Source organism: Erythrobacter sp. SG61-1L (assembly GCF_001305965.1).
In the GTDB taxonomy this organism is placed as follows: Bacteria; Pseudomonadota; Alphaproteobacteria; order Sphingomonadales; family Sphingomonadaceae; genus Andeanibacterium.
On the sequence record NZ_JXQC01000003.1, the window covers coordinates 2,370,424 to 2,393,384 of the forward strand.

General features: G+C 62.3%; 22 protein-coding genes and 2 tRNA genes. 15 read left to right on the forward strand and 9 right to left on the reverse strand.

Going from position 1 to position 22,961, the window contains the following annotated elements:
- Positions 1-23 precede the first annotated feature (23 nt).
- Positions 24-2,336: a TonB-dependent receptor gene (locus tag SZ64_RS11545; protein ID WP_199797075.1), complete on the reverse strand. Its 2,313-nt coding sequence runs from the start codon at positions 2,334-2,336 to the stop codon at positions 24-26.
- A gap of 388 nt (positions 2,337-2,724) precedes the next feature.
- Here SZ64_RS11545 and SZ64_RS11550 point away from each other — a divergent pair, with 388 nt between their 5' ends.
- Together SZ64_RS11550 and SZ64_RS11555 are read left to right on the forward strand one after the other, a co-directional pair.
- Positions 2,725-3,708: a sterol desaturase family protein gene (locus tag SZ64_RS11550; protein ID WP_054530964.1), complete on the forward strand. Its 984-nt coding sequence runs from the start codon at positions 2,725-2,727 to the stop codon at positions 3,706-3,708.
- Between the two features lie 158 nt (positions 3,709-3,866).
- Positions 3,867-4,502: a hypothetical protein gene (locus tag SZ64_RS11555; RefSeq protein WP_054530965.1), complete on the forward strand. Its 636-nt coding sequence runs from the start codon at positions 3,867-3,869 to the stop codon at positions 4,500-4,502.
- A 481-nt stretch (positions 4,503-4,983) separates the two neighbouring features.
- Here the strand turns inward: SZ64_RS11555 and SZ64_RS11560 are convergent.
- Positions 4,984-5,059: transfer RNA gene (locus SZ64_RS11560), tRNA-Thr, on the reverse strand.
- A gap of 57 nt (positions 5,060-5,116) precedes the next feature.
- Positions 5,117-5,190 (reverse strand) — tRNA-Cys (locus SZ64_RS11565).
- Between the two features lie 152 nt (positions 5,191-5,342).
- Here SZ64_RS11565 and SZ64_RS11570 point away from each other — a divergent pair.
- From SZ64_RS11570 to SZ64_RS11600, 8 genes are all read left to right on the forward strand, one after another.
- Positions 5,343-6,821 (forward strand): FAD-dependent oxidoreductase, encoded by a 1,479-nt coding sequence (locus tag SZ64_RS11570; protein ID WP_082384564.1) that lies wholly within the window; start codon positions 5,343-5,345, stop codon positions 6,819-6,821.
- A 203-nt stretch (positions 6,822-7,024) separates the two neighbouring features.
- Positions 7,025-7,291, forward strand: coding sequence for a translation initiation factor IF-1 (gene infA, locus SZ64_RS11575; RefSeq protein ID WP_054532219.1), 267 nt, complete (start codon positions 7,025-7,027; stop codon positions 7,289-7,291).
- Positions 7,263-7,496: a hypothetical protein gene (locus SZ64_RS18635; RefSeq protein ID WP_156313630.1), complete on the forward strand. Its 234-nt coding sequence runs from the start codon at positions 7,263-7,265 to the stop codon at positions 7,494-7,496. Before infA ends, SZ64_RS18635 begins: the two co-directional genes overlap by 29 nt.
- Before the next feature lie 53 nt (positions 7,497-7,549).
- Complete coding sequence (locus SZ64_RS11580; protein WP_054530966.1) at positions 7,550-7,750, forward strand: hypothetical protein; 201 nt, start codon at positions 7,550-7,552, stop codon at positions 7,748-7,750.
- 198 nt (positions 7,751-7,948) lie between these two features.
- Complete coding sequence (locus SZ64_RS11585) at positions 7,949-8,158, forward strand: cold-shock protein (protein WP_054530967.1); 210 nt, start codon at positions 7,949-7,951, stop codon at positions 8,156-8,158.
- Positions 8,159-8,247: 89 nt separating this feature from the next.
- Positions 8,248-8,439 (forward strand): hypothetical protein, encoded by a 192-nt coding sequence (locus SZ64_RS11590; RefSeq protein WP_054530968.1) that lies wholly within the window; start codon positions 8,248-8,250, stop codon positions 8,437-8,439.
- 97 nt (positions 8,440-8,536) lie between these two features.
- Positions 8,537-8,989, forward strand: coding sequence for a hypothetical protein (locus tag SZ64_RS11595; protein ID WP_054530969.1), 453 nt, complete (start codon positions 8,537-8,539; stop codon positions 8,987-8,989).
- A 369-nt stretch (positions 8,990-9,358) separates the two neighbouring features.
- Positions 9,359-9,703, forward strand: coding sequence for a GatB/YqeY domain-containing protein (locus SZ64_RS11600; protein ID WP_054530970.1), 345 nt, complete (start codon positions 9,359-9,361; stop codon positions 9,701-9,703).
- Positions 9,704-9,707: 4 nt separating this feature from the next.
- Here the strand turns inward: SZ64_RS11600 and ilvD are convergent, their stop codons facing one another.
- From ilvD to SZ64_RS11620, 4 genes are all read right to left on the reverse strand, one after another.
- Positions 9,708-11,363: a dihydroxy-acid dehydratase gene (gene ilvD / locus SZ64_RS11605; protein WP_054532220.1), complete on the reverse strand. Its 1,656-nt coding sequence runs from the start codon at positions 11,361-11,363 to the stop codon at positions 9,708-9,710.
- A 22-nt stretch (positions 11,364-11,385) separates the two neighbouring features.
- The gene (locus SZ64_RS11610; RefSeq protein WP_054530971.1) at positions 11,386-12,786 is read right to left on the reverse strand and encodes an MFS transporter; all 1,401 of its coding nucleotides are present in this window, start codon (positions 12,784-12,786) and stop codon (positions 11,386-11,388) included.
- A 106-nt stretch (positions 12,787-12,892) separates the two neighbouring features.
- Complete coding sequence (locus tag SZ64_RS11615; RefSeq protein ID WP_054532221.1) at positions 12,893-13,705, reverse strand: crotonase/enoyl-CoA hydratase family protein; 813 nt, start codon at positions 13,703-13,705, stop codon at positions 12,893-12,895.
- Positions 13,706-13,766: 61 nt separating this feature from the next.
- Positions 13,767-14,966 (reverse strand): LL-diaminopimelate aminotransferase, encoded by a 1,200-nt coding sequence (locus tag SZ64_RS11620; protein WP_054530972.1) that lies wholly within the window; start codon positions 14,964-14,966, stop codon positions 13,767-13,769.
- A 154-nt stretch (positions 14,967-15,120) separates the two neighbouring features.
- On the opposite strand from SZ64_RS11620, the gene phaC reads away from it, so the two are divergent.
- The 3 genes from phaC (at position 15,121) to clpS (ending at position 18,650) form a co-directional block, all read left to right on the forward strand.
- Positions 15,121-17,028, forward strand: a complete 1,908-nt coding sequence (gene phaC, locus SZ64_RS11625) for a class I poly(R)-hydroxyalkanoic acid synthase (RefSeq protein ID WP_054530973.1) — start codon at positions 15,121-15,123, stop codon at positions 17,026-17,028.
- A 181-nt stretch (positions 17,029-17,209) separates the two neighbouring features.
- Positions 17,210-18,037 carry a phasin family protein gene (locus SZ64_RS11630; RefSeq protein ID WP_054530974.1) on the forward strand — a complete coding sequence of 276 codons (828 nt, stop codon included), beginning with the start codon at positions 17,210-17,212 and terminating at the stop codon, positions 18,035-18,037.
- Positions 18,038-18,230: 193 nt separating this feature from the next.
- On the forward strand, positions 18,231-18,650 hold the full coding sequence (clpS, locus tag SZ64_RS11635; protein ID WP_241773027.1) for an ATP-dependent Clp protease adapter ClpS: 420 nt from the start codon (positions 18,231-18,233) through the stop codon (positions 18,648-18,650).
- Between the two features lie 19 nt (positions 18,651-18,669).
- Here the strand turns inward: clpS and SZ64_RS11640 are convergent, their stop codons facing one another.
- Positions 18,670-19,377, reverse strand: a complete 708-nt coding sequence (locus SZ64_RS11640) for a VIT family protein (protein ID WP_054530975.1) — start codon at positions 19,375-19,377, stop codon at positions 18,670-18,672.
- Between the two features lie 153 nt (positions 19,378-19,530).
- Between SZ64_RS11640 and lptF the strand changes: the two genes are divergently transcribed.
- Positions 19,531-20,754, forward strand: coding sequence for an LPS export ABC transporter permease LptF (gene lptF, locus SZ64_RS11645; protein WP_054530976.1), 1,224 nt, complete (start codon positions 19,531-19,533; stop codon positions 20,752-20,754).
- Complete coding sequence (lptG, locus tag SZ64_RS11650; protein ID WP_054530977.1) at positions 20,744-21,841, forward strand: LPS export ABC transporter permease LptG; 1,098 nt, start codon at positions 20,744-20,746, stop codon at positions 21,839-21,841. Before lptF ends, lptG begins: the two co-directional genes overlap by 11 nt.
- A gap of 19 nt (positions 21,842-21,860) precedes the next feature.
- On the opposite strand, the gene SZ64_RS11655 is transcribed toward lptG, so the two are convergent.
- On the reverse strand, positions 21,861-22,949 hold the full coding sequence (locus tag SZ64_RS11655) for a fatty acid desaturase (protein ID WP_054530978.1): 1,089 nt from the start codon (positions 22,947-22,949) through the stop codon (positions 21,861-21,863).
- Positions 22,950-22,961: the final 12 nt, after the last annotated feature.

Below are 22,961 nucleotides of genomic sequence, written 5' to 3' on the forward strand. Positions count from 1 at the left end.
CGCCGCCTGCCATTTGCTGGTGATCAGAAATGTGCGCTCACTTCGAGCCTGACAGTCCGGCGCGCCCCGACGATGAAGGTGGGCATGCCGAACGAATCGCCCGTATTGCCCGCATCCACGATGAATTTTTCATCCGTGAGATTGTCGCCGATCAGATTGATGCTCCACGGGCCATTGGCGATGTTCAGTCCAAGCCGCGCGTTGAGCAGGCCGTAAGCAGGCTGGAATTCATCGACGGCCGTATCGGAGAATGCCGCGCGTGAGCGGACCTGCAGATCTGCCCGGTCATTATCGTCGCTGAAGAAGATCTTCGATTGCCAGGTGTAGACCGGGACGAAGGACAGATCGCCCAGCCCGGTCGGCACGCTCGCCTCGAAGCCCAGCGCGAATTTGTGGTCCGGCGCATTGCGGAACCGGTTGCCGTCATAGGCGCCGGTGGTGAAGCGGGCGTGGTTGTAGGAATAGCTGCCGAAGACAGTCAGCCCCGATATGACGCGCCAGTTCGCCTGCGCCTCCAGCCCGGTCGCTTCCGCCTTGCCGGCATTGACCGGCACCAGCCGGTCCTGATTGCGCTGGTAGGTCTGGAAATCCGAATAGCGGAAGTGATAGGCGGCAATATCCCCCGTCAGCCGCCCGCCGAATGCGCGGAACTTGCTCCCGACCTCGAAAGAGCTGAGGCTTTCGGAAGGAAGGATGTTGGCTGCGCCCGTCGGGCCAAGGTCGATTACTTCCGGCCGCTTGCCCAGGCCATAGACGGCATAAAGGTTGAACTCGGGCGAGAATTCGTAGCGAAGCCCGGCCCTGCCCGTGATGACGGATGAATTGTGATCGCCGCTCACAACCGCGCCGCCAGTGGTCATCGTCATCAGCAGGCCGCCACCCGTCAGGCGCGAGACGCCCAAAGGTGTCGTCACCTGCATCGCGATATCCTTGCGATCCCACGTCACGCGGCCGCCGACAAAGGCCTCGAACTTGTCTGTAAGGTGGAAAGTGCCATCGGCGAACACGTCGAAGGTCTCGATATCCGCATCCGTCCGGCGGCGATCGAGATGGAGCGCCTTGTAGTTGGACGCCGTGGCGCCAAGCGCGCCAACGATCTGGTTGGTGGTGAGGCCCATGGGAGCAGAGCGGAGCAGTGATCCCGAAAACAGCAGGGCTGCCGCGCGCTCATCCGTGCCCAGATCGGTCATCTGGTAATTGCTGGCATTGAAATAGCTTGCGCCGACGAACCCTTCGAACATGCCGGTCCGGTCGATATTGAGGCGCAGCTCTTCCGAAACCTGTTCCCCGCCATTGCAAAGATCATAGGCGATGATGTCGGTCGTGGTGCCGTCGATGTCGCCCGCCTGACAGGCCTTGTACCAGCGATAGCCGGTGATCGACGTGAGGCGGAAAATGTCGTTCAGGTCTAGTTCCGTCGTACCGCTGAGGCCGAGGATCTCGCGCTTGCTATAGGCATCTGCCATGCCCGGCAGGGTGCTGAGATGCGTTGGGCTCCAGAAATCGAGATCGCCGATCACCTCGCCGGTGGTCTGGTCGCGCGGCAGGTAGACGTTGGATTTGAACGCGCCCCCGCTATCCGTGTCGTCCACATCGTAAGTCGCCGCCAGGCTGAAGCGCAGATTGGCAGTAGGTTCGAAGCGGGAGGTCAGGCGATAGGCCTGGCTGTTGACGTTGTTATACGTCCCTTCGCCATCCGCATCGGCCAGAGCACCATCGCGCTGGCGCATAAGGGCGCCGAAGCGGACGCCGAAATTGTCGCTCACCGGCACATTGACCACGGCCTGCCCCAGCAGGAAGCCGCGGTCGCCCACGCCCGCCTTGAAGTCCACGCCCAGGTCCGGCTCCGGCATCTGCTGATAGACGGAAATGCCGCCATTCAGGGCCGAGCGGCCATGGAGGGTCGACTGGGGGCCGCGCTCCACCTCGATGCGGTTGACGTCGAACATCTCCGCATAGGCCGAGGCGATCTGGGTGATCGGGATACCGTCCTGAAACAGCGCAACGCGCGGTTCCGATGCGGGCGATGTGTCATCGGACGTGATACCGCGCACCGAAATACCGGGCAGCAGGCGGTCCTGCAGTTGGATCGAGATGCCGGGCGTAACCTGTGCCACGCGCTGCAGTTCCGTTGCGTCGATCCGCTCAAGTGCGGCCGCATCAAAGGCGCTGATGGCAATCGGCACTTCGGAGAGGCGCTGAGAGCGCTTCTGCGCGGTAACGACGATGTCCCCACCGTCAGCCTCTTCGTCCTGCGGTTGCGAAACAGTCTGCGCATGCAGGGGCGTGGCGCACATCAGGGCAGTGGCAGCCAGCAGGAATGGCTTCTTCGACACGATCTCTGTCCTTCTCTGGTAACCCTGGCGAGCCGGAATCAGGCCGGGCCGGGGAATTGGTTCTGATTTACAGAACGTGCACGTACCGTAATTATGTGACGGATTCTTTTCAGACGGGATCGCGAAGCACCGACTGAGTGCACCTGCACAGATTTGAGAGAGGAAAGGCCGCTTCAAGCCACTTCCGGCATGTCTCACCCGCGGTCAATGCAGGCGCGAAGCCCAGTAAATCTGCGGCGAAGGGAATTCGCGGCAGGCCATTTCGGCATCCGCGAACAAGAGATTGCTGCACCCGCGAAAGAATCTAGACGCGAAAAATATTTAGTATTACGCTGACAACGATTCGTATTACCAAGACTGGCATCCACGCATTGCGAGGGCGGGCGTTATGGACGGAGTTCGTGTAGGCAACAGGGTAATCGGCGCAGACGCGCCAGTGACCATCGGCTGGGAAAATATCGGCAGGCTGGAAGGCGGACCGGTAAAGCAGTTCATCTTCACCTGGTTCCAGCCCACAGTGTTGTTCGCACTGATAGCGTTCTGGTATTACGCACCCAATTCCATCGCCAAGGCATCAACCGCCATCGGCATCGGCATCGGCTTCAGAGTGCTGCTGATGGCGCTGGAATGGGTGAACCCTCGTTATGACAGCTGGCGCCTGACCTGGAAGGAACTGGCGACCGACCTGTTCTATGTCTCGCTGGGCTATACGATCCTGCGCATGGTCGACAGCTATGTCGGTGACGGTGCGATGATCGAGGCGATCCAGAATTCCTTCCATTGGGAAAAATTCGCCTGGTTCACGGGCCTGCCGCTGCTGGTGCAGGCACTGATGATCTCCATCATCTTCGATTTCGGCCAGTACTGGATGCATCGCGGGATGCATAACTGGTATCCGCTGTGGCTCACTCACGCGCCGCATCACTTCATCACCCAGCTGAACATCAACAAGGGCGCCGTCGGCAATCCGGTGGAACTCTTCCTGATCGGGCTGGGAATCGGCGGGTTCTTCGACTTCCTGCCCCGCGCCGCGCTGCTCGCCGGCACTCTCGGCCTCGCGGTCGGTTCCTACCAGCACATCAATGTCCGCTTCAATTCGCCCCGCTGGTGGCGCTTCCTGTTCAACACGACCGAACATCACAGCGTGCACCACTCGCAGGATTACGAAGCCAGCCGCAGCAATTATTCCAGCACCTGGATATTCATCGACCGGATCTTCGGCACCTGTGTCGATGGCGAGGCGGAGCTGCTGGGCATGGAAGGTGGACGCCGCATGTCGATCCGCGAGACCATGCACTATCCCTTCACCGAAGCATGGAAGACGCTGAAGGAAAAATTCGCCCGGCACCCGGTTGCGGTTCCGGCGGAGTGATCGGGGGGCAGCGCTGCCCACGCGGCCTGCCCCATTCCACCACCACCGTTCCATTACTCTTTCCCAGGTCATTGCCCGCACCAGGATCGCTGTGAGCGATCCGGATCGAGCCCTTGCGCCCGGGTCGCCCCAGAAAATCTTACCCGACTGGAATTGATGTGAACCTGCGCTTCATCGACTGGATATGGCATATCAGGGGCAGTCTGGAACTGCCCCCCGAACAATCGAACGATGAAGCCTTCGAACGGCTGGCCCCGCTGTTCGACCAGAACGGCACTTCCCATGCCCGGACGGGAGACAGCCTGACCTTCACCAAGAAGGATCAGGCAGCGCAGGACAAGATGTCCGTCTTCGACAGCGGCGTCCTGAAGATCGAGAACGGCGCGACAGGCCCCGTTCTACGCTATCACCTGATCAGCCGCGCACTGCTGTTCTGCTTCCTGGCCCCGCTGCTGTTTCTGGGCTTTGCCCAGCTCGCCATCGCAGTGAACTCACTTGAAAAGCAGGCCACCGAAGCCGCCGAAAAATCCGGCAAGGCCAAGGATGCGGAAAAGAAGCCCGAGAAGAAGGACGTGGCCCTGCCACAGAACCCGATCGACAAGGCCCTGGGCGCCCCGGCCCCTGAAAAGCCGAAGAAGGACGACGACAAGGACAAGAAGGAAAAGAAAGACAAGCACTCGCCCACGCCCGCCTATGTCTTCGCCGGAATCTTCGCGGCCCTCTATGTGGGTGGCCGGGTACTGGAAGATCGCCTTATCCGATCCCTGTTCAGGAAGAAGCTGCAGGGCGCTTAGTGCTGTTCGGGCAGTGGCCGTTTTCAGCCCTCATACCCCGGCGCCGCGAGCACAGCCGCACACCATCAACCATGACTGCGACCAGTCAACAGGCCACATAGGCCCGGATTTTAGGACCGTACCTGCGCCCTTTCCGACAAGGTGAATGAAGCACGCGAAGACGCAACCGCCGCCTAGCGCTTCTCCCCAGATCGAGAAAGACTTCCGCAGTTGGGGAATCGAGATTCAACGGGAAATAGGCGCCCTGCCCCGGTGCAGGCGGGATGGCACCCCCACGTGTGACTAAGCAGAAAGGCCGGGCCGATCGGACTCCAGCACTTTGCCCAAATATATGTCCGCCGCGCCTGCGCGAACCAACCAGCCAAAGCCTCTCCAAAGCCACTGTGTTCGAGCATTCGAACCTGGGCAAAATCGGGCGTCCAGCGAAAGACCCTTTCGCTGTTAAGCCGCAGATTTCCTAGGGAAAGTACCTTTGAGTAGGTGGTGCCGCTTACGTGACTCGAACACGTGACCCCATCATTACGAATGATGTGCTCTACCAACTGAGCTAAAGCGGCACTCTGCCGCGCCCCTTAATGGTCTTGCGGTGGTGCCGCAAGCCGGGGCGTGGAAGGTGGAGGCCCGAGCCGGAATCGAACCGGCGTATACGGATTTGCAGTCCGCTGCGTCACCACTCCGCCATCGGGCCTCATCCCCGCCTGTGGAAGAATCCACAGTCATGGGAAGGCGCGCCCTAGCGGAGAGGTGGCAGGCGCGCAATCCGCTTTCGTGCGTGAGATCGCCTTGCGTGGCGCGCGCCATATGATTAGCAGGCTAGCAAACAGATTGAGGATCCGGGAAATGGCCGACGACAAGCCGAAGATGCACCGTGTGGAAGGGCATAGCGAGGAACGCTTCCTGGGATCGGACGTGTTCGAATCCACCAGCCACACCCTGCCCCCGCGCAACGGCACCGGCACCATCCGGGAGGATGCGCGCGATGTGGACGTGTACCACCGCTGCGACGTGGCCGTGATCGGCGGCGGCCCGGCCGGCTGCGCGGCGGCCTGGGCGGCGGCGAAGGCGGGCGCGGACGTTACGCTGATCGAACGCTATAATTGCCTTGGCGGCCTTTCCACCGGCGGCCTGGTCATGTGGATCGACCGCATGACCGACTGGCAGGGCAACCATGTGATCCAGGGCTTTGCCCGCCAGTTCATCGAACGCATGCCGCCCGAAGCCGTGGCCGGCCCGCCACGCGAGGACTGGGGTTCGCAAGATCCGATCAAGGCCGGCTACTGGGGCCAGCGCACCACGGCCTTCCATGGCATAGTGCAATGGGCGCCCACGCTCGATCCTGAACGGATGAAGCTCAACAATCAGGAAATGCTGCTGCAGGCGGGCGTGCGAATCGTGTTCCATGCCTGGGCCGCACGGCCCGTGGTGGAAGATGGCGTGGCCAAGGGCGTCATCTTCGAATCGAAGGCCGGGCGTCAGGCAGTGATGGCCAAGGTGGTGGTGGACACCACGGGCGATGGCGACATGTTCGCCCGCGCCGGGGCCGCCTTCGATACCGATATCGAGGAAGGCGACGTCCACCATTCGATGAATACCGGCTGGGTGCTGGGCGGCGTCAACATGGACCGCTGGATCAACTGGAAGGTGCTCTATCCCGAGCAACTGCGCGAGCTGATGGCGCGCGGGCGGGAAGAGCTGGGCTTCTTCCAGACGCCCTATGTCAGCTGGCGGCCGGACATCGCCCTGTTCCTCGGCCCCCGCCAGTCCGGCCTATCGGCGCTGGACGTGGACGATTTGACCGAAGTGGAATTCCGCAGCCACCGGCTGATGGAAGGGCACTGCCAGTTCTTCCGCCGCCACGCGCCGGGCTTCGAGAACGCCTATTCCCTGCAGAGCGCCAGCCAGCTTGGCGTGCGCCACACGCGGCGCCTGGCAGGCATCGGGCGGATCGAGCGCCAGAACTGGGGCAACGGCACGCCGGTGGCGGACGAAGTGGGCATCAGCCCTTCGATCAGCCCCAAATTCCCGACCGTCTCCGTGCCCTATGGCAGCCTCGTGCCGCGCCAGCTGGACGGGATGCTGGCAGCCGGGCGCCACATCAGCTGCGATGCGAACAGCCACGGCTTCATGCGCGAAATCCCGCAATGCTGGCTGACCGGCCACGCAGCAGGTGTGGGCGCCGCCGTGGCGGCCAATCGCGGCGTGCAACCGCGCGAAGTGGATGTGGCCGAAGTGCGCAAGATCCTGCGTGAACAGGGCGCGCACCTGTCTGACGATACGGCCGTGGCGGCAGCGAAAGCCGAAGCGGTTCCGGCGGAATAAGGCTTGCAGGGGCGGCGGGGGTAATCCCGTCTGCCCTGCACACCTTGTAATTTTTAATCACGCTGTTATATAGAAATTGCCTAACGTCGTTTGCGACGGAATTTGACGGCCGCACAGACGGCTCCGTTTTCCCTTTCATGCAGCATGGCTCCGCCCCGGGATACGCCCGTGCGCGGATGGATTTTCGTATGCAAGGAAGTGGTTTGGCGAAAGAAGAGCTCCTCACAGTAGAAGGCGTGATCGACGAGATCCTGCCTGACGGACGCTTCGGCGTAACACTGGAGAATGAGCATCGGATCATCGCCTATACGGCTGGCAAAATGCGCCGTTACCGCATCCGATCGGTCGTTGGAGACCGCGTACACGTGGAAATGACGCCTTACGATCTGTCCAAGGGACGGATCGTCTTCCGCGAACGGACACCCGGCCAGGGGCCAGGTGGTGGCCGCAAGCGAGCTTTCAGGCGCTGACCCGATTTCAGGAAAAGCGGCGGCAATGGGCCGACCGCAAGGAAAAGATGAATTGTATCAATATCGGCGCTGCGAAGCGCCATTCTATCTCGCCGCGCAAGAGCCCGGCGAGCAACCCTGCCATGGCATCGAATCTGTCTTTGCCGGCAATGCTTTCGACCCTCGAATTGCGGCGACTGGTCGCCGCTATGGTCGACTGATCTGAAACACAAACGCCGCCATATGCGTGGCATTCGCGCCCCGGACAGGAGAACGCAATTGGACCTCAACCAGGAATATGCCGCCCATCAGGGCGCATTGATGCGGGCAGGAAACGCAGCCAGCGCAAAGGATCGTCTGGCGCATCTCACCAAGGCATCCACCATCGCGGGCCGGATCAGCATGTTCCAGCAGGGGCTCGGCGCTGCCGCCGCCTGCGCCTGGAGCATTTCGCAGTTTTCTGCGGCCGGCCGCACCTGAATTTACAGCACCCGAATAATCGGGCACTGTAATGTTGCTCTCGTTGAATTTCGACGGGTATCGACGATTTGGTTACGGATTCGGGAAATTCATTTCCCCTTTTCGCAAGATGACGAACTCCTTTCAATTGACGACTTGACGCACGACCCTGCCCGCATTTTGCGGGCAGAAATAACCGTTTCTTGAAAGGAAACGCACATGACTATCGGTACCGTAAAATTCTTCAATGAAGACAAGGGCTATGGATTCATTCAGCCCGACGATGGCAGCAAGGACAGCTTTGTCCATATTTCGGCCGTCCAGGCAGCCGGGATGGCCACGCTGAACAAGGATCAGCGCCTGTCCTATGACGTCGAAGCCGGCCGCAATGGCAAGGAATCGGCCGTCAATCTGTCCCACGCGGACTGAATGGCGCATGCCCCGGCTGCTTTTCGAAGTGGCCGGGCATTCCCCTCCTGCACTTTCCCTCTTTTCCTGCACACCCAAGGAGAAATCCGTTGGCCCTGACCTATGAATTCTACATGGCGCGTGCGCAGGAAGCAGCGAACGACGCCGAACTGGCTGTGCTGGAAAACGTCCGCGAGCGCGCTTTGCGTTCCGAAGCGGCATGGCGCGAAATGGCCGACCGTGCCCTGAAAGCGACGCATAGCCGCGAGGCCGCCCTGCGGGAAAAACTCCTCCCGGAATAGGCCCGATTTGGCGCGTAGCCTTCCAAACTGTCACATGGTCCTGCTAGGCTCGGCGTAGTCACCCGAATCCCCAAAACAGACCTCGGTCGCCGCCCACATGCTGTCAGCATTATTCAGGCCCCTGCTTGGCGCCCGCAACCGCGCGGTGCGCGATGCCTTTGCGGGTAACTGCAAGGCGATCTTCCTGCATGGGCAAGGCGAATTCGCTGTGACCGTAGCCGGGGTGGCGCGCCATCAGGCGGCGATCCGCGAGAGCGTGCCCGCCAGTGTCGATGCCGGACAGCCCTTTGCCTGCCTTGCCGAACTGGTGCTGGATCAGGGCAATGGCTGCAGCGTGGCAATTGGTGCGCGTGTGATCGGCTATTGCCCGGCCTATCTTGCCACGCGCTATCGCGAATGGCTGCATGAGTGGCGGCTGGAGGGCGCGCAGGTTCGCTGCCGTGCGATCATCCACACCACCGCCAATCGTTCCGGTGAGGAAACGCTGTTCGCGGTGAAGCTGGATATAGAACAGCCCTTCAAGCTCACCACCATCAAGCCGGGGGCGTGACGCGCAGAGCAAGGCAGGCGAGCGCGGCGGAAATGATTTTCCTACAGGTGACCAGGCGTGGCAGGGACTGCGTGGTTCCTTGACATGGTGAGTTGCCTATTGGCCGGGGAATGCCCCGTCAGACATCTTCATTTTGCCTTGAGTACCGCGCGAGGATCGTGGCCTGAAACACTCTGCAAATGCGCCAAATTCAAAGGTCACACGGCGCCTTCTCCTGAATCGCGCCAACCGCCTGTAAAACAGCGATAATCCAGCCGGATGGTCACATGGTTTCGCAGGCTGTTCTGCGTCAACCTTCGCCCGGCTCGCCTCGCCGCGGGTGAAGCGCCATAAGGCACCTATCGAGTCATTTTTCCGTGGAGCCATGCCATGCCCGAAGATCATGCAGCCCAGCTGAAGGCGCGGATGCGGCTTGATCTGAAGGAAGCGATGAAGGGCAAGCGCGCGGAGGAGATCGCCGTGCTGCGCGTGTTGCTCGCCGCGATCGACAATGCCGAAGCGCCCGCCATCGGATCGGCTCCGTTGCAGGTTTCGGGCCTGTCGAATGAAGTGGAACGGCTGGCACTTTCGCCGCAGCAGCTCGATGCGATCCTTGCCGCCGAGCTTCACGACCGCGAACAGACGGCCGCCCAGCTTGCCCCCATGGGGCAGGCCGGGCGGGCCGAAGCCCTGCTGCGAGAGGCGGAGATCGTCAGGCGCTATTGCAGCGCCTGAGCGCCTATTCGTCGAGCGGCAGCAGCACCCCGCCAGTGGAGAGCGGATGCACTGCCTCGCGGAAATTGCTGAGATAGCCAGTGGCCGGAATGCGGAAACCCGGCCCTTCACGCGCCGCCAGTTCTTCCGGCGAAAGGGCCACATCGATGCCGCGATTGGCCACGCTGATCGTCACGATGTCGCCATCGCGGACTTTGCCGATAGGGCCGCCAGTCGCCGCCTCGGGCGAAACTTCCGCCACGGTCAGACCTTTCAGGCACAGGCCGGAAAGCTGGCCGTCAGTGACGAAAGCGGTCGTCTTGGCAAGGCCTGCCGCGTCCAGCGCGAACAGCACCATGGAAGCGCCGCCGCCCATGGCCGGGCCGCCCTTCAGGCCCTGATTGCGGGCCACCACCACGTCGCCCGCCACGACCTTGCCGTCCTCGATGGCCTGGAGGCATTCCAGCGAATCCTCGAACACCTTGGCGGGGCCACTGAATTCCTCGGGCCGCGAACCGTCGCGAATACCCAGGCGGACCACGGCGGTATCGGCGAAATTGCCGCGCAGGATGGCAATGGCCGGGCCTTCGCCCACCGGATCGTCCACAGCGTGGATCACGTCCGGGCCGGGAATGACATAGTCGGCAAGGTTCTCGCCCAGCGTCTTGCCCGTGCAGGTCATGGCCGAAGTGTCAATCCGGCCTTCCAGCCGCTTGAGCACCGCACGCGCGCCGCCTGCATCCTCGAACTGTTCGATCCGCACCGCGCCGGTGGGGCGCACGGCAGAGAGGACCGGCACATCGCTCATCTCCTCCCACAGGGCATAGACGTCGATATCCGTCTCCGCCTCGATGGCAGTGGCCTGCAGATGCTTGATCGCGTTGATGGAGCCGGAAACGCCCAGCACAGTGGCGACGGCATTGCGGAAGGCCCCTTCGGTCAGGATCGTACGCGGGCGCAGGTCTTCGTGCACCATCTCCACGATGCGACGGGCAGCCGCGCGGGCGCCTTCCTTCATCTTGGGCGAATTGGCCCGCACCGGGGCACTGCCCGGCAGGCTCATGCCCAAAGCCTCGACCACGGAATGCATCGTGTTGGCCGTGGCCATGCCGGCACAGACGCCGGGGCCGCGAATGGCATTCTCGGCCATGTCGGCCACCGGGAATTTGGGCTTTGCGCCGAAACGTTCGCCCACCGAGCCGGACCAGACATCTTCCACGTCGACCGGCTCGCCATCGATCTCGCCTGCCTGCTGGTAACCGCCGATCACCAGGATCGTCGGGATATTAAGCCGCGCGGCGGCCATCAGATGGCCCGGCGGGGTCTTGTCGCAACTGGTCAGGCAGATCATGCCGTCCAGCAGGGCGGCCTCCACCTGCACTTCGATGTCATTGGCAATGATGTCACGCCCGGCAAGGATATAGCTGCCGCCCTTGGCCGCGCCGGTGATGAAGTCCGAAGGGGCGGCTGTGCGCACCTCGAAAGGCACCCCGCCGGCCTTGCGGATTTCTTCCTTCACGATGGCGGCAATGCCATCGAGATGGGCATAGCAGATCGCCAGTTCCGAGGAGGAATTCACCACCGCGATCTTGGGCTTCAGCATGTCTTCCGCGCTGAGGCCCAGCGCCTTCCAGTTGGCGCGGCGGCCGGGAGAATTCGCGGCGATGCTGCGAAGGGTCATGTCAGTGCTCCGGTCAATCGGGTCAGGCAGGTTCGGGTTCAGGGTCGGTGTGAACATGCGCCTGCGGCAATTTCCGGGCGAAGAACGCCAGCGCCACGATGCCCACCACCACGCCGGCCAGGCACAGGCCGGTAAACAGGTATCCGTCCAGCACGGCCTGACGGTCCGCGAGGAACCAGGCCGCACCGATATTGGGCGCGGCCACCGCAGCGAACTTGGCCATGAAGCTGGCCATGCCGCCGCCGGTCGAACGGATCGCGCTGGGATAATAGATGCTGGTGATGGAAATCACCGCCGCATGGCCAATGCCAATGGTGATCGAGCCGAGCAGAATCACCGGGATGAACAACGGCCCGCCATCAATGTGACCCGCGCCGATGAAGATGGCCAGCGGTACGCCCAGCAGGGGGGCGACGGCAATCCAGATCGGGCCGCGCTTTTCGGTGAAGCCCAGCAGGAACACCCCGCCAATGGCTCCGATGATACCGCCGATCGAACCGAGATTGGTTGCGGTGGGCAGATCGATCCCGAGTTTTTCGAGGAACAGGATGCCGAAGCTGGACTTCAGGTAGATCGCGAAGGACGAGAAGAAATAGGTCGCCCAGATGATCGGGGTGATGAACAGCAGCGGCCCCTTGAACAGCGCGAAGAACTTGGTCCACGGCGCCTCGCCAGAGCTTTTCTTCTCGTCCGAAAGGATCAACGAAGTGATCTTGCGGCTTGCCAGCGCGGGATCGAAACGCTGCAACAACGGCAGGACTTTCTCCACCGGCCGCCCCCGCGCCACCATCCAGCGAGCGGATTCGGGCAGAGTGAACTGCAGGATGATCGCCAGCACGAAGGTGGCCGCACCGCAGAAGAAGAACACGCCTTCCCAGCCAAAATGCGGCGCGATCAGATTGGTGATCTGTCCGGCCGCTGCCCCGCCAAGGCTGAAACCCAGCATGATGATCGTGACCGAAGTGGCCCGCAGCGAGAACGGCATAGCCTCGATATTGAGTGACCACGCCGGGGCGAGCAGACCGCCAATCGCCAGGCCTCCAAGGAAGCGTAACGCGATCAGCATTTCAGGGCTGTTGGCATAACCGGTGATGAAGGTCAGCGCCGCGCCCAGCACTGTGCACAGCAAGATAACCGGGCGGCGGCCCATCACGTCAGCCACATAGGAACCGGCCAGCGAGCCGACCATCTGACCGGCAAAGGCCGCCGAGCTGACCAGGCCCATCATCGTGGTGGTCAGACCCATCTCGTCCCGCACATAAGGCAGGGTGAAGGTCATCAGCGAGAAGTCCAGCCCGTCAAAAAAAGTGACGAGGCAGGACAGGAAGATCAGCCATCTGTGAAAGGGGGTGATTTTCAGCCCGCCGAGGAAGCCGGCGACATCCAGAGTCGTCCCGCCTTCCGCTTGCGCCTGTCCGGCCATTCGTGATTTCCTCTCCAGTTCCCGACACCGCTGCTAACTGGTATTCCGCTAGCCTGCTATCTTTTTTCCGGTGTCTTCTTAATCTTGTTATCCCACTCAGGGCACCTCACGGATCATCGAATCTGGGTGCCCTGCCCTGTAGCTGGCTCATAACAGCCTCAAGCTGGTTCTTCGAATAGATCAGTTCGTGCTGCGCGCGCGATTCTTCGAGCAGGATTTCAGCGACCGAAAGATCGTGGCTGATATTGGCAAGATGCTTGGCCTTGCGAATCGCGTGAGGGTTCTTGGCGGCGATCTCATGGGCGATGGCCGTTGCCCGTGCCACCGGATCGGCATCGAGAAGCGTCACCAGACCCACTGCCTGCGCTTCCTCGCCGCCAAGCTCGCGGGCGGTGTAGATCAGTTCGCGCAGCACATCCTCGCGCACCAGCCCCCGCCACAGGGCAAAGCCGGCCATGTCTGGCACGATCCCCCACTTCATTTCCATGATCGAAAGGCGCGCATCGGGCGCAGCGACGCGGAAATCGGCCCCGCTGGCGATCTGCAATCCACCACCCAGGCACGGCCCGGCAATCGCGGCAATCACCGGCACCGGCAATTGGCGCCATTGCAGGGTGACATGCTGATAGATGTTGGCGACGCCATGCGTGCGCTCTGTAATATCCGGCGCTTCCGGCCCCGGCCATCCGGCAAAGCTCGCCAGATCGAGTCCGGCGCAAAACCCCCTGCCCTCCCCCGCCAATACGACGGCGCGAAGGCCCGGCATGCGGGAGAGAATCTCGCTTGCCTCCACCAGCGCCTCGAACATCGGCCGATCTAACGCATTGAGCTTATCAGGCCGGGCAAGCCGGACCTGCGCCACTCCGCCCTCTTCAAGGGCGATAGTGACACGGCCAGCCTCCCCGACCGACTGGATCATCCTGCGGCCCTGCAAGGCCGGCTGCCCCTGCGGGGCATCGACTGGCAAGGCCGGAACATGGTCATGCAGCGCTGGAATTCACGCCCATGGAGGCGAGATAGCGCTTCACGTTGCGGGCTGCCTGACGCAGCCGCTGTTCGTTCTCCACCATGGCGATGCGGACATAGCCTTCGCCGTCCTCGCCATAGCCCACGCCCGGCGCCACGGCGACGTCGGCATGGGTGAGGAGCTGCTTGGAGAATTCCAGGCTGCCCATTTCCTTGAGCGCCGGCGGAAGCGGCGCCCAGGCGAACATGGATGCCTTGGGCGCGGGAATGTCCCACCCGGCGCGGCCGAAGCTCTCCACCAGCACGTCGCGGCGCTTGTGATACAGCTCGCGGTTCTGCTGGACGATGTCCTGCGGACCGTTCAGCGCGGCGCAGGCCGCCGCCTGTATCGGCGTGAAGGCGCCGTAATCGAGATAGGACTTCACACGGGTCAGCGCCGAGATGAGCTTCTGGTTGCCGACCGCGAAGCCGATCCGCCAGCCGGCCATCGAGAAGGTCTTGCTGAGCGAAGTGAATTCCACCGCAACGTCCTTCGCACCCTTTACCTGCAGGATCGAGGGGGTCGGGTTGCCGTCGTAATAGAGTTCGGAATAGGCAAGGTCGGAAAGAACCCAGACCTTGTTTTCCTTCGCCCAGGCGACCAGCCGTTCATAGAACGCCAGATCCACCGTTTCGGCCGTCGGGTTGGAGGGATAGCCCACCACAAGCACACTGGGGCGCGGCACGGTGAAGGCCATCGCCCGGTCCAGCGCGCGCCAGTAATTCTCGTCCGGCGTGGTCGGCACGGAGCGGATGGTGGCCCCGGCGATGATGAAGCCGAACATGTGAATCGGGTAGCTGGGGTTGGGCGCCAGCACCACATCGCCCGGCGCGGTGATCGCGGTGGCGAGGCTGGCAAGCCCTTCCTTAGAACCCATCGTCACCACCACTTCGGTTTCGGGATCGAGATCCACGCCGAAACGGCGGCCGTAATAATTCGCCTGTGCCTTGCGCAAGCCCGGGATGCCCTTGGACTGCGAATAGCCATGGGCGCTGGGCTTCTGGGCAACTTCGCACAGCTTGTCGATCACATGCTGCGGCGGCGGCAGGTCCGGATTGCCCATCCCGAGGTCAATGATGTCGCGCCCCGCCGCTCGTGCTGCTGCGCGCATGCCGTTGACTTCGGCGATGACATAGGGCGGCAGTCGCTTGATGCGGTAGAATTCGTCTTCCATGACCTCAATTCAATCCAAAAAATTAGCGCGGCGAAATTGCCGCGCGCACAATTGTGGAGGAATCGTGCGCGTCGCGCAATTGATGTGTTCGCAATCGGTGTTGCGACGCGCTTTTGGGGTCACATTCCCGGCAATTGCGGTTATGCAGTAAGTCATGGCCAGCCGCAGCACGTCCGACGACGATTCCGCCCGCCTCTATACCGAAATGCTCAAGGCCCAGGGGGAAGCCGCCCGGGCCATGTTCGGCCACTTCCTTTCCGATGCGGACCAGAAGCTGCCTGTCGGCGAAGAGATCGAACAATGGGCGCAGACCATGGGCGGGGCCGCCGCCGAATGGCAGGAGATGTGGCAAAGGTTCCAGCAGCAACAGGCCCTGCCCGAACATCTGCCCGCAATCATGGCCAATCCCGGCCAGTGGTGGGAAGCGATGGAAGAATTCTATCGCCAGGTGCCGATCGCCAATCCCGAGAAGCAGCAGGCCATGTGGCGCGAGGGGATGGAACTATGGGAGGAAGTGCTGGGCCAGTACGGCATCGGCCCGAAAGCAAAAGAAGCCGGAGACGGAGATGGCAATCGCGAGCCGTTGCTGCCGCTGCATGACCGGCGCTTTGCAGATCCCAAATGGCGTGAACAGCCCGTCTTCGCGCTGATCCACCAGAGCTATCTGATGTTCGCCCGCCAGATGATGGCGCTGGTGGATGAGGCAGAGGGGTTGAAACCGCAGGAGCGCGACCAGCTTCGCTTTGCGACGCGCACCATGGTGGACGCCCTGTGCCCGGCCAATTTCCCGATGATCAATCCTGTCGTGCTGGAACGCACGATGGAAAAGCAGGGGGAGAATCTCGTCAAGGGGATGAGCCGGATGGCTTCCGACCTCGAGCGGGGCCAGCTGACCCACACAGATTCCGGCGCTTTCAGGCTGGGTGAGAATGTGGCCGTCACGCCCGGCAAGGTGGTGCATGAAACGCGGCTCTACCAGTTGATCCAGTACTCGCCATCAACCGAAGACGTGCTGGAAACGCCGCTGGTGATCTTCCCGCCATGGATCAACCGCTTCTACATCTTGGACCTCAACCCGAAGAAGAGCTTCGTAAAATGGGCCGTGGATCAGGGCCTCACCACCTTCATGGTGAGCTGGAAATCCGCGGATGAAAGCCTGGCCGACGTGACCTGGGACGATTACGTGCGCGCCCAGATCGATGCGATCGACCATATCCGCGCGCGGCTGAAAGTGCCCAGTGTCCATACGATCGGCTATTGCGTGGCGGGCACCACGCTTGCCGCCACGCTGGCGATCCTTGCCCGGCGCGGTGAAGCCGCCAAGGTCAAGAGTGCCACCTTCTTCACCGCGCAGGTCGATTTCGAACGCGCAGGCGAACTGAAAGTGTTCATCGACGATGCCCAACTGGAGATGATCCGGCAGGCTAGCCAGAAAGGCTTCCTCGACGGGCGCTACATGGCGGCGACCTTCAACCTCCTGCGTGGGCCGGAGCTGATCTGGAACTACGTGGTCAACAACTACCTGCTGGGCGAGGATTACCCCGCCTTCGACCTGCTCTATTGGAACGGCGACGTTACCAACCTGCCGTCGAAATGGCACGTGGCCTATCTGCAGGATCTCTATCGCGACAATCTGCTGGTAGTGCCCGACAGGCTGAGCGCCGACGGCACCCCGATCGACCTTACCCGGATCGAGACGCCGGCCTATATCCAGGCCGGCCGCGAGGATCACATCGCCCCGGCCGAAAGCGTGTTCCGCATGACGTGGTTCCTCAAGGGGCCGGTGCGCTTCGTGCTGGCTGGCAGCGGGCATATCGCCGGTGTGGTGAACCCGCCCGATGCGCGCAAATATCAGTTCTGGACCAATGAAGGCAGCTTCGCCGATCTGGAAACTTTCCGCGAAGGCGCAACCGAACATCCCGGCAGCTGGTGGCCGGACTGGCTCGCTTGGCTGGAAGGGCAGGACAACGCCCGCGTGCCTGCCAAGGGCAAGCGCAAGCCGGGATCAAAGGGCGACACAGTGATCGAAGACGCGCCTGGCCGTTATGTCACGATGCGGTAGCCTTCGCAGGGCATAGGCTGGCCCTGTACCGGGGCCGTGTGCCGTAACGTCAGCGCCCGGCACTCGGTCCGTTCCGGATATTGTGCACTGCACAAAAAATCCTTGACTCTGGACGCACAACTCTTATTTTGTGCAGTGCAACATAAGGCCGAAAGGCCCCAAATGCAGGAACCAGGAAACCATGGCTGACGAAGCCGACAAGGCAACCGAATCCGCCGAAAAGGCCTATGCCGCCGCAGCTGAAGCTACGCCGGCCAAAGCCGAACCGGTCAAGGCGCCCGAACCCGCCCCCGTGGCGGAAGCCAAGCCCGCTCCCGTAGCGGAAAAGGCGAAACCGGCGCCCGTGGCAAAGCCCGCACCCAAGGCCCCGGCGGCCAAGGCGAAGGCTCCCGCCGCGAAGGCCAAACCGGCTGCTGCGAAGGCCCCGGCCAAGGCCAAGGTTCCCGCGAAACCCAAACCGATGGCAGCACCGATTGCTGCCAAACCGGTGAAAGCCGCAACCGAGAAGGTGCTTCCGAAGAAAGCCCCCGCCCCGAAGAAGCCCGTAATCGAAGCGAAGGAAATTTTTATCATGGCGAAGACCACCGATTTCACCAAGCCCATGACCGATGCGATGGGCGAAATGCAGACCCGCGCGAAGGCCGCCTATGAAAAGGGCACCGAGATGGCTGGCGAAATCAGCGATTTCACCAAGGGCAATGTCGAAGCTCTGGTCGAGAGCGGCAAGATCCTGTCCGAAGGCGTGCAGGAACTCGGCAAGACCTATGTCGACGAAGCCAAGTCGGCTTTCGAGACCATGACTGCCGACATGAAGGAAATGGCTGCCGTGAAGTCGCCCACCGAGCTGTTCCAGCTCCAGGGCAAGCTGATGCGCCGCAATTTCGACTCCATGGTCGCCTTCGGCTCCAAGTCGAGCGAAGCGATGGTCAAGCTCGCCAATGAGAGCATGGCTCCGCTGTCCAGCCGCATGAGCATGGCGGCCGACAAGATTTCCAAGGCTGCTGCCTGACGCGCAGCCTGAACCGATTTCGCCCCGCCGGATTCCTCTCCACCGGCGGTGCGGCGAGAGACGAGCCGGTTGGCCCCTGTGCCGACCGGCTCGTTTACTTTTGCGGCCCTGACAGGCACCTTCACGCCTTTCAGAGCACTTTTTGCGGCAGCGCATCTTGCAGCTTCGCCCGCCGATACGATATTCAGGCCCGATGAAGCTTTCCGCCGCCCCTGAAGCGGACGCGATCAGCGTTGCGCAACTGCCCTTCCCGGCAGACCTGGCCCCCTATGCGGGCGAGGATGACAGTGCTGCGGACGATGGCGGTACGGATGGCGCGGGTCAGGTCGGCCTTGCCACACGCACGCGCGCAAAGCCCAAGAAGCCCAGCCAGTACAAGGTGCTGATGCTGAATGACGACTACACCCCGATGGAATTCGTGGTGATGGTGCTCAAGCGCTTCTTTCGCATGGATCTGGAACAGGCAACGCGGGTGATGCTTCACGTCCACCAGCGCGGCGTGGGCGTATGCGGCATCTTCCCCTATGAAGTGGCCGAAACCAAGGTCCACCAGGTGATGGATTTCGCGCGGGAAAATCAGCACCCGTTGCAATGCACGCTGGAAAAGGCCTGAATTTCCGCCGGGGCCTGCGTCAGGAAACACTGGCCCCGAACAGCTTGCCGATCCCGTAAGTGGCCGCCATCGCCACCGCGCCCCAGAACACTACCCGGATGACTGCCTTGCCGATGGGCGCATTGCCCGCCTGCGCGCCCATTGCCCCCAACACCATCAGGAACAGCAGCGAGGCAACCGACACGCCGATAGGCACGCTGGCAAAGGGCAGCAACACAGTTGCCAGCAATGGCAGGGCCGCCCCGGCAGAAAAGGTTCCCGCCGATGTCAGCGCAGCCTGTACCGGCCGGGCGCGGGTAACGTCGACTATTCCCAGTTCGTCGCGCAGATGAGCCTTGAGCGTGCCTGCTTCTTCCAGCGCATTCGCCACCTGCTCCGCCAGATCGGCCGGCAAACCGCGCGCGGCATAGATGCCGACCAGTTCGGCATGTTCAGCCTCCGGCATGGTCGCCAGTTCCTGCTTCTCGCGCTGGAGATCGGCCTCTTCCGCATCGGCCTGACTGGAGACCGAGACATATTCGCCCGCCGCCATCGACATGGCCCCCGCCACCAGCCCGGCAATACCGGAAACCAGCACTGGCCCCTTATCCGCCGAAGCCGCGGCTACCCCCACGATCAGGCTGGCAGTGGATACGATGCCGTCATTGGCACCCAGCACGGCGGCGCGCAGCCAGCCTATCCGGTCTACAGTGTGGCGTTCACGGTGGGATGGCGCTCTTCCAGTCATCGCTTTTTCCTCCCGGTGGGTTGGCGAATGCGCCAGCCGCGGCCAACCTTTCTTGCCTAATTGTCGGATTCTCGGCAAGGAGTCCCAGAGGCGGGTTTCGCCCGCAAGCCCTGCCCCGGCAAGGTCCAAATCCGCGAAAGACGCTTCGACCACGTGAAGTTCCTCACTGCCATCGACCGCTACATCTTCCGGCTGGTACTCACGCCGATGCTGGCCGTGTTCGTCATCGCGGCCTCGCTGCTGGTGCTGGACAAGATGCTGCGCCTGTTTGACTTCGTGGCGACCGAAGGCGGGCCAGTGAGCATCGTATTCAAGATGCTGGCCAATTTGCTGCCGGAATATGCCAGCCTTGCGATCCCGCTGGGCCTGATGCTGGGCATCCTGCTGGCCTTCCGCACATTGGCGGTATCCAGCGAACTGGACGTGCTGCGCGCAGTGGGCATGGGCTATACGCGGCTGCTGCGGGTGCCCTTCCTGATCACTTTCGCGCTGGTGGCGCTCAACTTCGCCATCGTCGGCTATCTCCAGCCTTACGCCCATTATTACTATGCCGAGCTTCAGCACGAGCTGCGCACCGGCGCGCTGGGCGCGTCGATCAAGGTAGGCGAATTCACTACGCTGGAAGACCGCATGGCCCTGCGGATCGAAAAGAGCGAGGACGAAGGCACCAAGCTGATCGGCATCTTCGCCCGCGTGGCTGACGAGAAGGGGCAAGTGCTGTCCATCTCTGCGCGCGAAGGGCGCTTCCTTGCCAACAAGGAAAACCGCGACACAATCATCCTGCGGCTGACCGACGGAACAATCGTGCAGGATACGGGCGGCACCAACCCGCGCGTGCTGAGCTTCTCTTCCCACGATCTGCCGATCGACCTGCCGGCGATCGAGCAATTCCGCCAGCGCGGCGGGGAGGACAAGGAATATATCCTGCCCGAATTGCTGCGTATCGGCTGGGCCGACGATTCGTCGGGCGCGGCGCGGGCGGAAAGCCAGGCGAGCTTCAATTACCGCATGGTGGAAGTGGTTATGATGCTGCTCCTGCCCTTCCTGGCGGTCTCCCTGGCCATCCCGCCCAAGCGCTCCACCTCCTCGCTGGGCGTCTTTGTCTCCATCGTCATGGTGGTCGCCTATCACAAGGTGAACCAGTATGGGCAATCGGTCGCCGCGCTGGGCCGCGTCGATCCGATCATCGCGCTATGGGTGCCCTTCGTGATCTTCGCGGCGCTGATCGTGTGGATGTATTACCGCGTGGCCTTCGTGCCGGGTGGGCAGGCAATCGGTGCGCTGGAAACGCTGTTTGCCAAGTTGACCAAGCGGCTCAAGGCGCTGGTGCGTCGCCGCCACTCTCAACAGATGAAGGCAGCCCGCGATGCGGCTTGATTTCTTCCCGTCGCGCACGCTGACGACCTATCTCGCCAAGATGTTCATCCTGCGCATCCTTGCGGTGCTGCTGATGCTCGTTCTGGTTCTGCAGATGCTCGACCTGCTGGGCGAAAGCGGCAAGATCCTGGGCTATCCCGGCAATGGCGAAGGGCAGCTGTGGCACTATGTCTCGCTGCGGTTCCCCCAGCTGGTCGCACGGTTCCTGCCATATTCGGTGCTGCTGGCCACGATCATCACTCTGGCTACGCTCAACCAGAACAGCGAAGTGATCGCGATGAAGGCGGCAGGCATGTCGGCCCATCAGGTGCTGGCGCCACTGCTGATTTCCGCTTTCGTGGTCTCGCTGGCCAGCTTTGCATTCAACGAACGGGTCGTGACGCGCTCCACCGCCACGCTCGATGCATGGCAGGATGTCGATTACGGTGCGATCCCGAAGGATTCGGGCGTTCGCACCAATATTTACATGGCCGACGGCATGAATGTCCTGACTGCCGGATCGCTCACCGGTCGCGGTGCGGATGCGGTGCTGGAAAATGTCATATTCTATGTCCGTGACCATAACGGCATGATCGAGGAGCAACTGCGCAGCCCGCGCGCCACCTTCGCCAATCCGGGCTGGCTGCTGGAAGCCCCCTCTCGCTTCGACGTGGAGACCGCCGCTACCAGCAAGCTCGGCCCCATGGTCGTTGCGAAGGATCTGACCCCGACGAACGTGGCGCTGAGCAAGGTCAACGGCGATTCGCAGGACGCGATCGAACTGCGGGAATCGATCGCCCTGCTCAAGGAATCCGGCCGCCGCACCACCGAGCTGGAAAGCAAGTGGTGGCACAAGTTCTCTGGCCCGCTTTCGGCCGCGCTGATGCCGCTGCTGGGTGCCGTGGCCGCCTTCGGCCTTGCCCGCTCCGGCCAGCTCTTCGTGCGCGCGGTAATCGGCATGGCACTGGGCTTTGCCTATTTCGTGGTCGACAATGCCGCGCTGGCGATGGGCAATTTCGGCGGCTATCCGCCGCTCCTGGCAGCCTGGGCGCCCTTCCTGCTGTTCGCGCTGGTGGGTGAGACGGTGCTGATCCGCACGGAAGAATAAACGACCGGCAGCCGGGGCCTCAACGGCCCCGCACCATGGTGCTCTTCGCGATCCGCATCACCAGCATCGCCATCCCGGGATAGTTCGCGCGGGTATAAGTCGATTCATTGCCCAGCTTGGCGACCAGCCGGCGATTGGCCTCTGCCAGCGAGTGATAGGGCAGGCTGGGCAGCAAGTGGTGCGTGGCGTGATAGCGCAGGCCCACCGGCGCCCAGAGTTCGGCCCACGGAGTAGGCGGCGGAACATTCACCGAATCGAGATACTGGCCCGTCACCGTCATCGTCTCGCCCTCGTTCTCCCACAGATGAGCGACGAGCGTGCGCAGCTGGTTGAGCACCGCCGTGAGCGACAGCACCGCCATGGCGATGAGCAGCGGCTTCCACCCCAGCACGAAGATGCTGGCGATCAGCGTCATTGCCCAGAGCGTTGCGCCCAGTTCCTGCCAGAACACCAGGCGAGCAAATTCGCCCTCTGGGGGCCGGCGGCGGAAGTCCGGATTGATCGACAGGGCCGAAAACCGCTCCCACACGAACTTGCGCAGGGGCGGAATGATGACGCTGAGCGGGTTCAGGATACCGAAGCGGATGATCAGCGCCGGTGGCGCCAGCAGCGACACCAGAATGAACAACGGCAAGGACCACGGCTTCATCAATGCCAGCGGGAGATATTCGGGATCTTCCGCCGTGCCATAGCGCGTGCGGGCATGGTGCAGCGTGTGGACGCCTTCATACATGAAGCTGGGCGTCAGCACCGGAATGCCGACCAGCAGGTTCCACGCGAAGCGGAAGCCCGGCAGTGCATTTTTGTGAATATGCGTCAGTTCATGAATGAACAGCAGCGCGCGATAGAGCGCAAGCGAGGCGAACAGGCCAAGCCCGACCGCCAGCCACGGGCTGGAAACGAGGATCGCCCCGGCCAGCGCGGCATAGCCGAGCGCCGCGGAAATCAGCATGTCCGGCCAGTATATCTCCGGCCGCGCCGTGTTGATGTCGCGCGTCAACTCTGCCGCGGCGCGCAGCATATCCATGTCATCGGGAATCCGGGCAAGCACTGCGGCAGGGGCGGGCTTGGCTGCGGACGGGACTTCGATCGTATCTTGCGCTGTCATATGCGGTTTCCG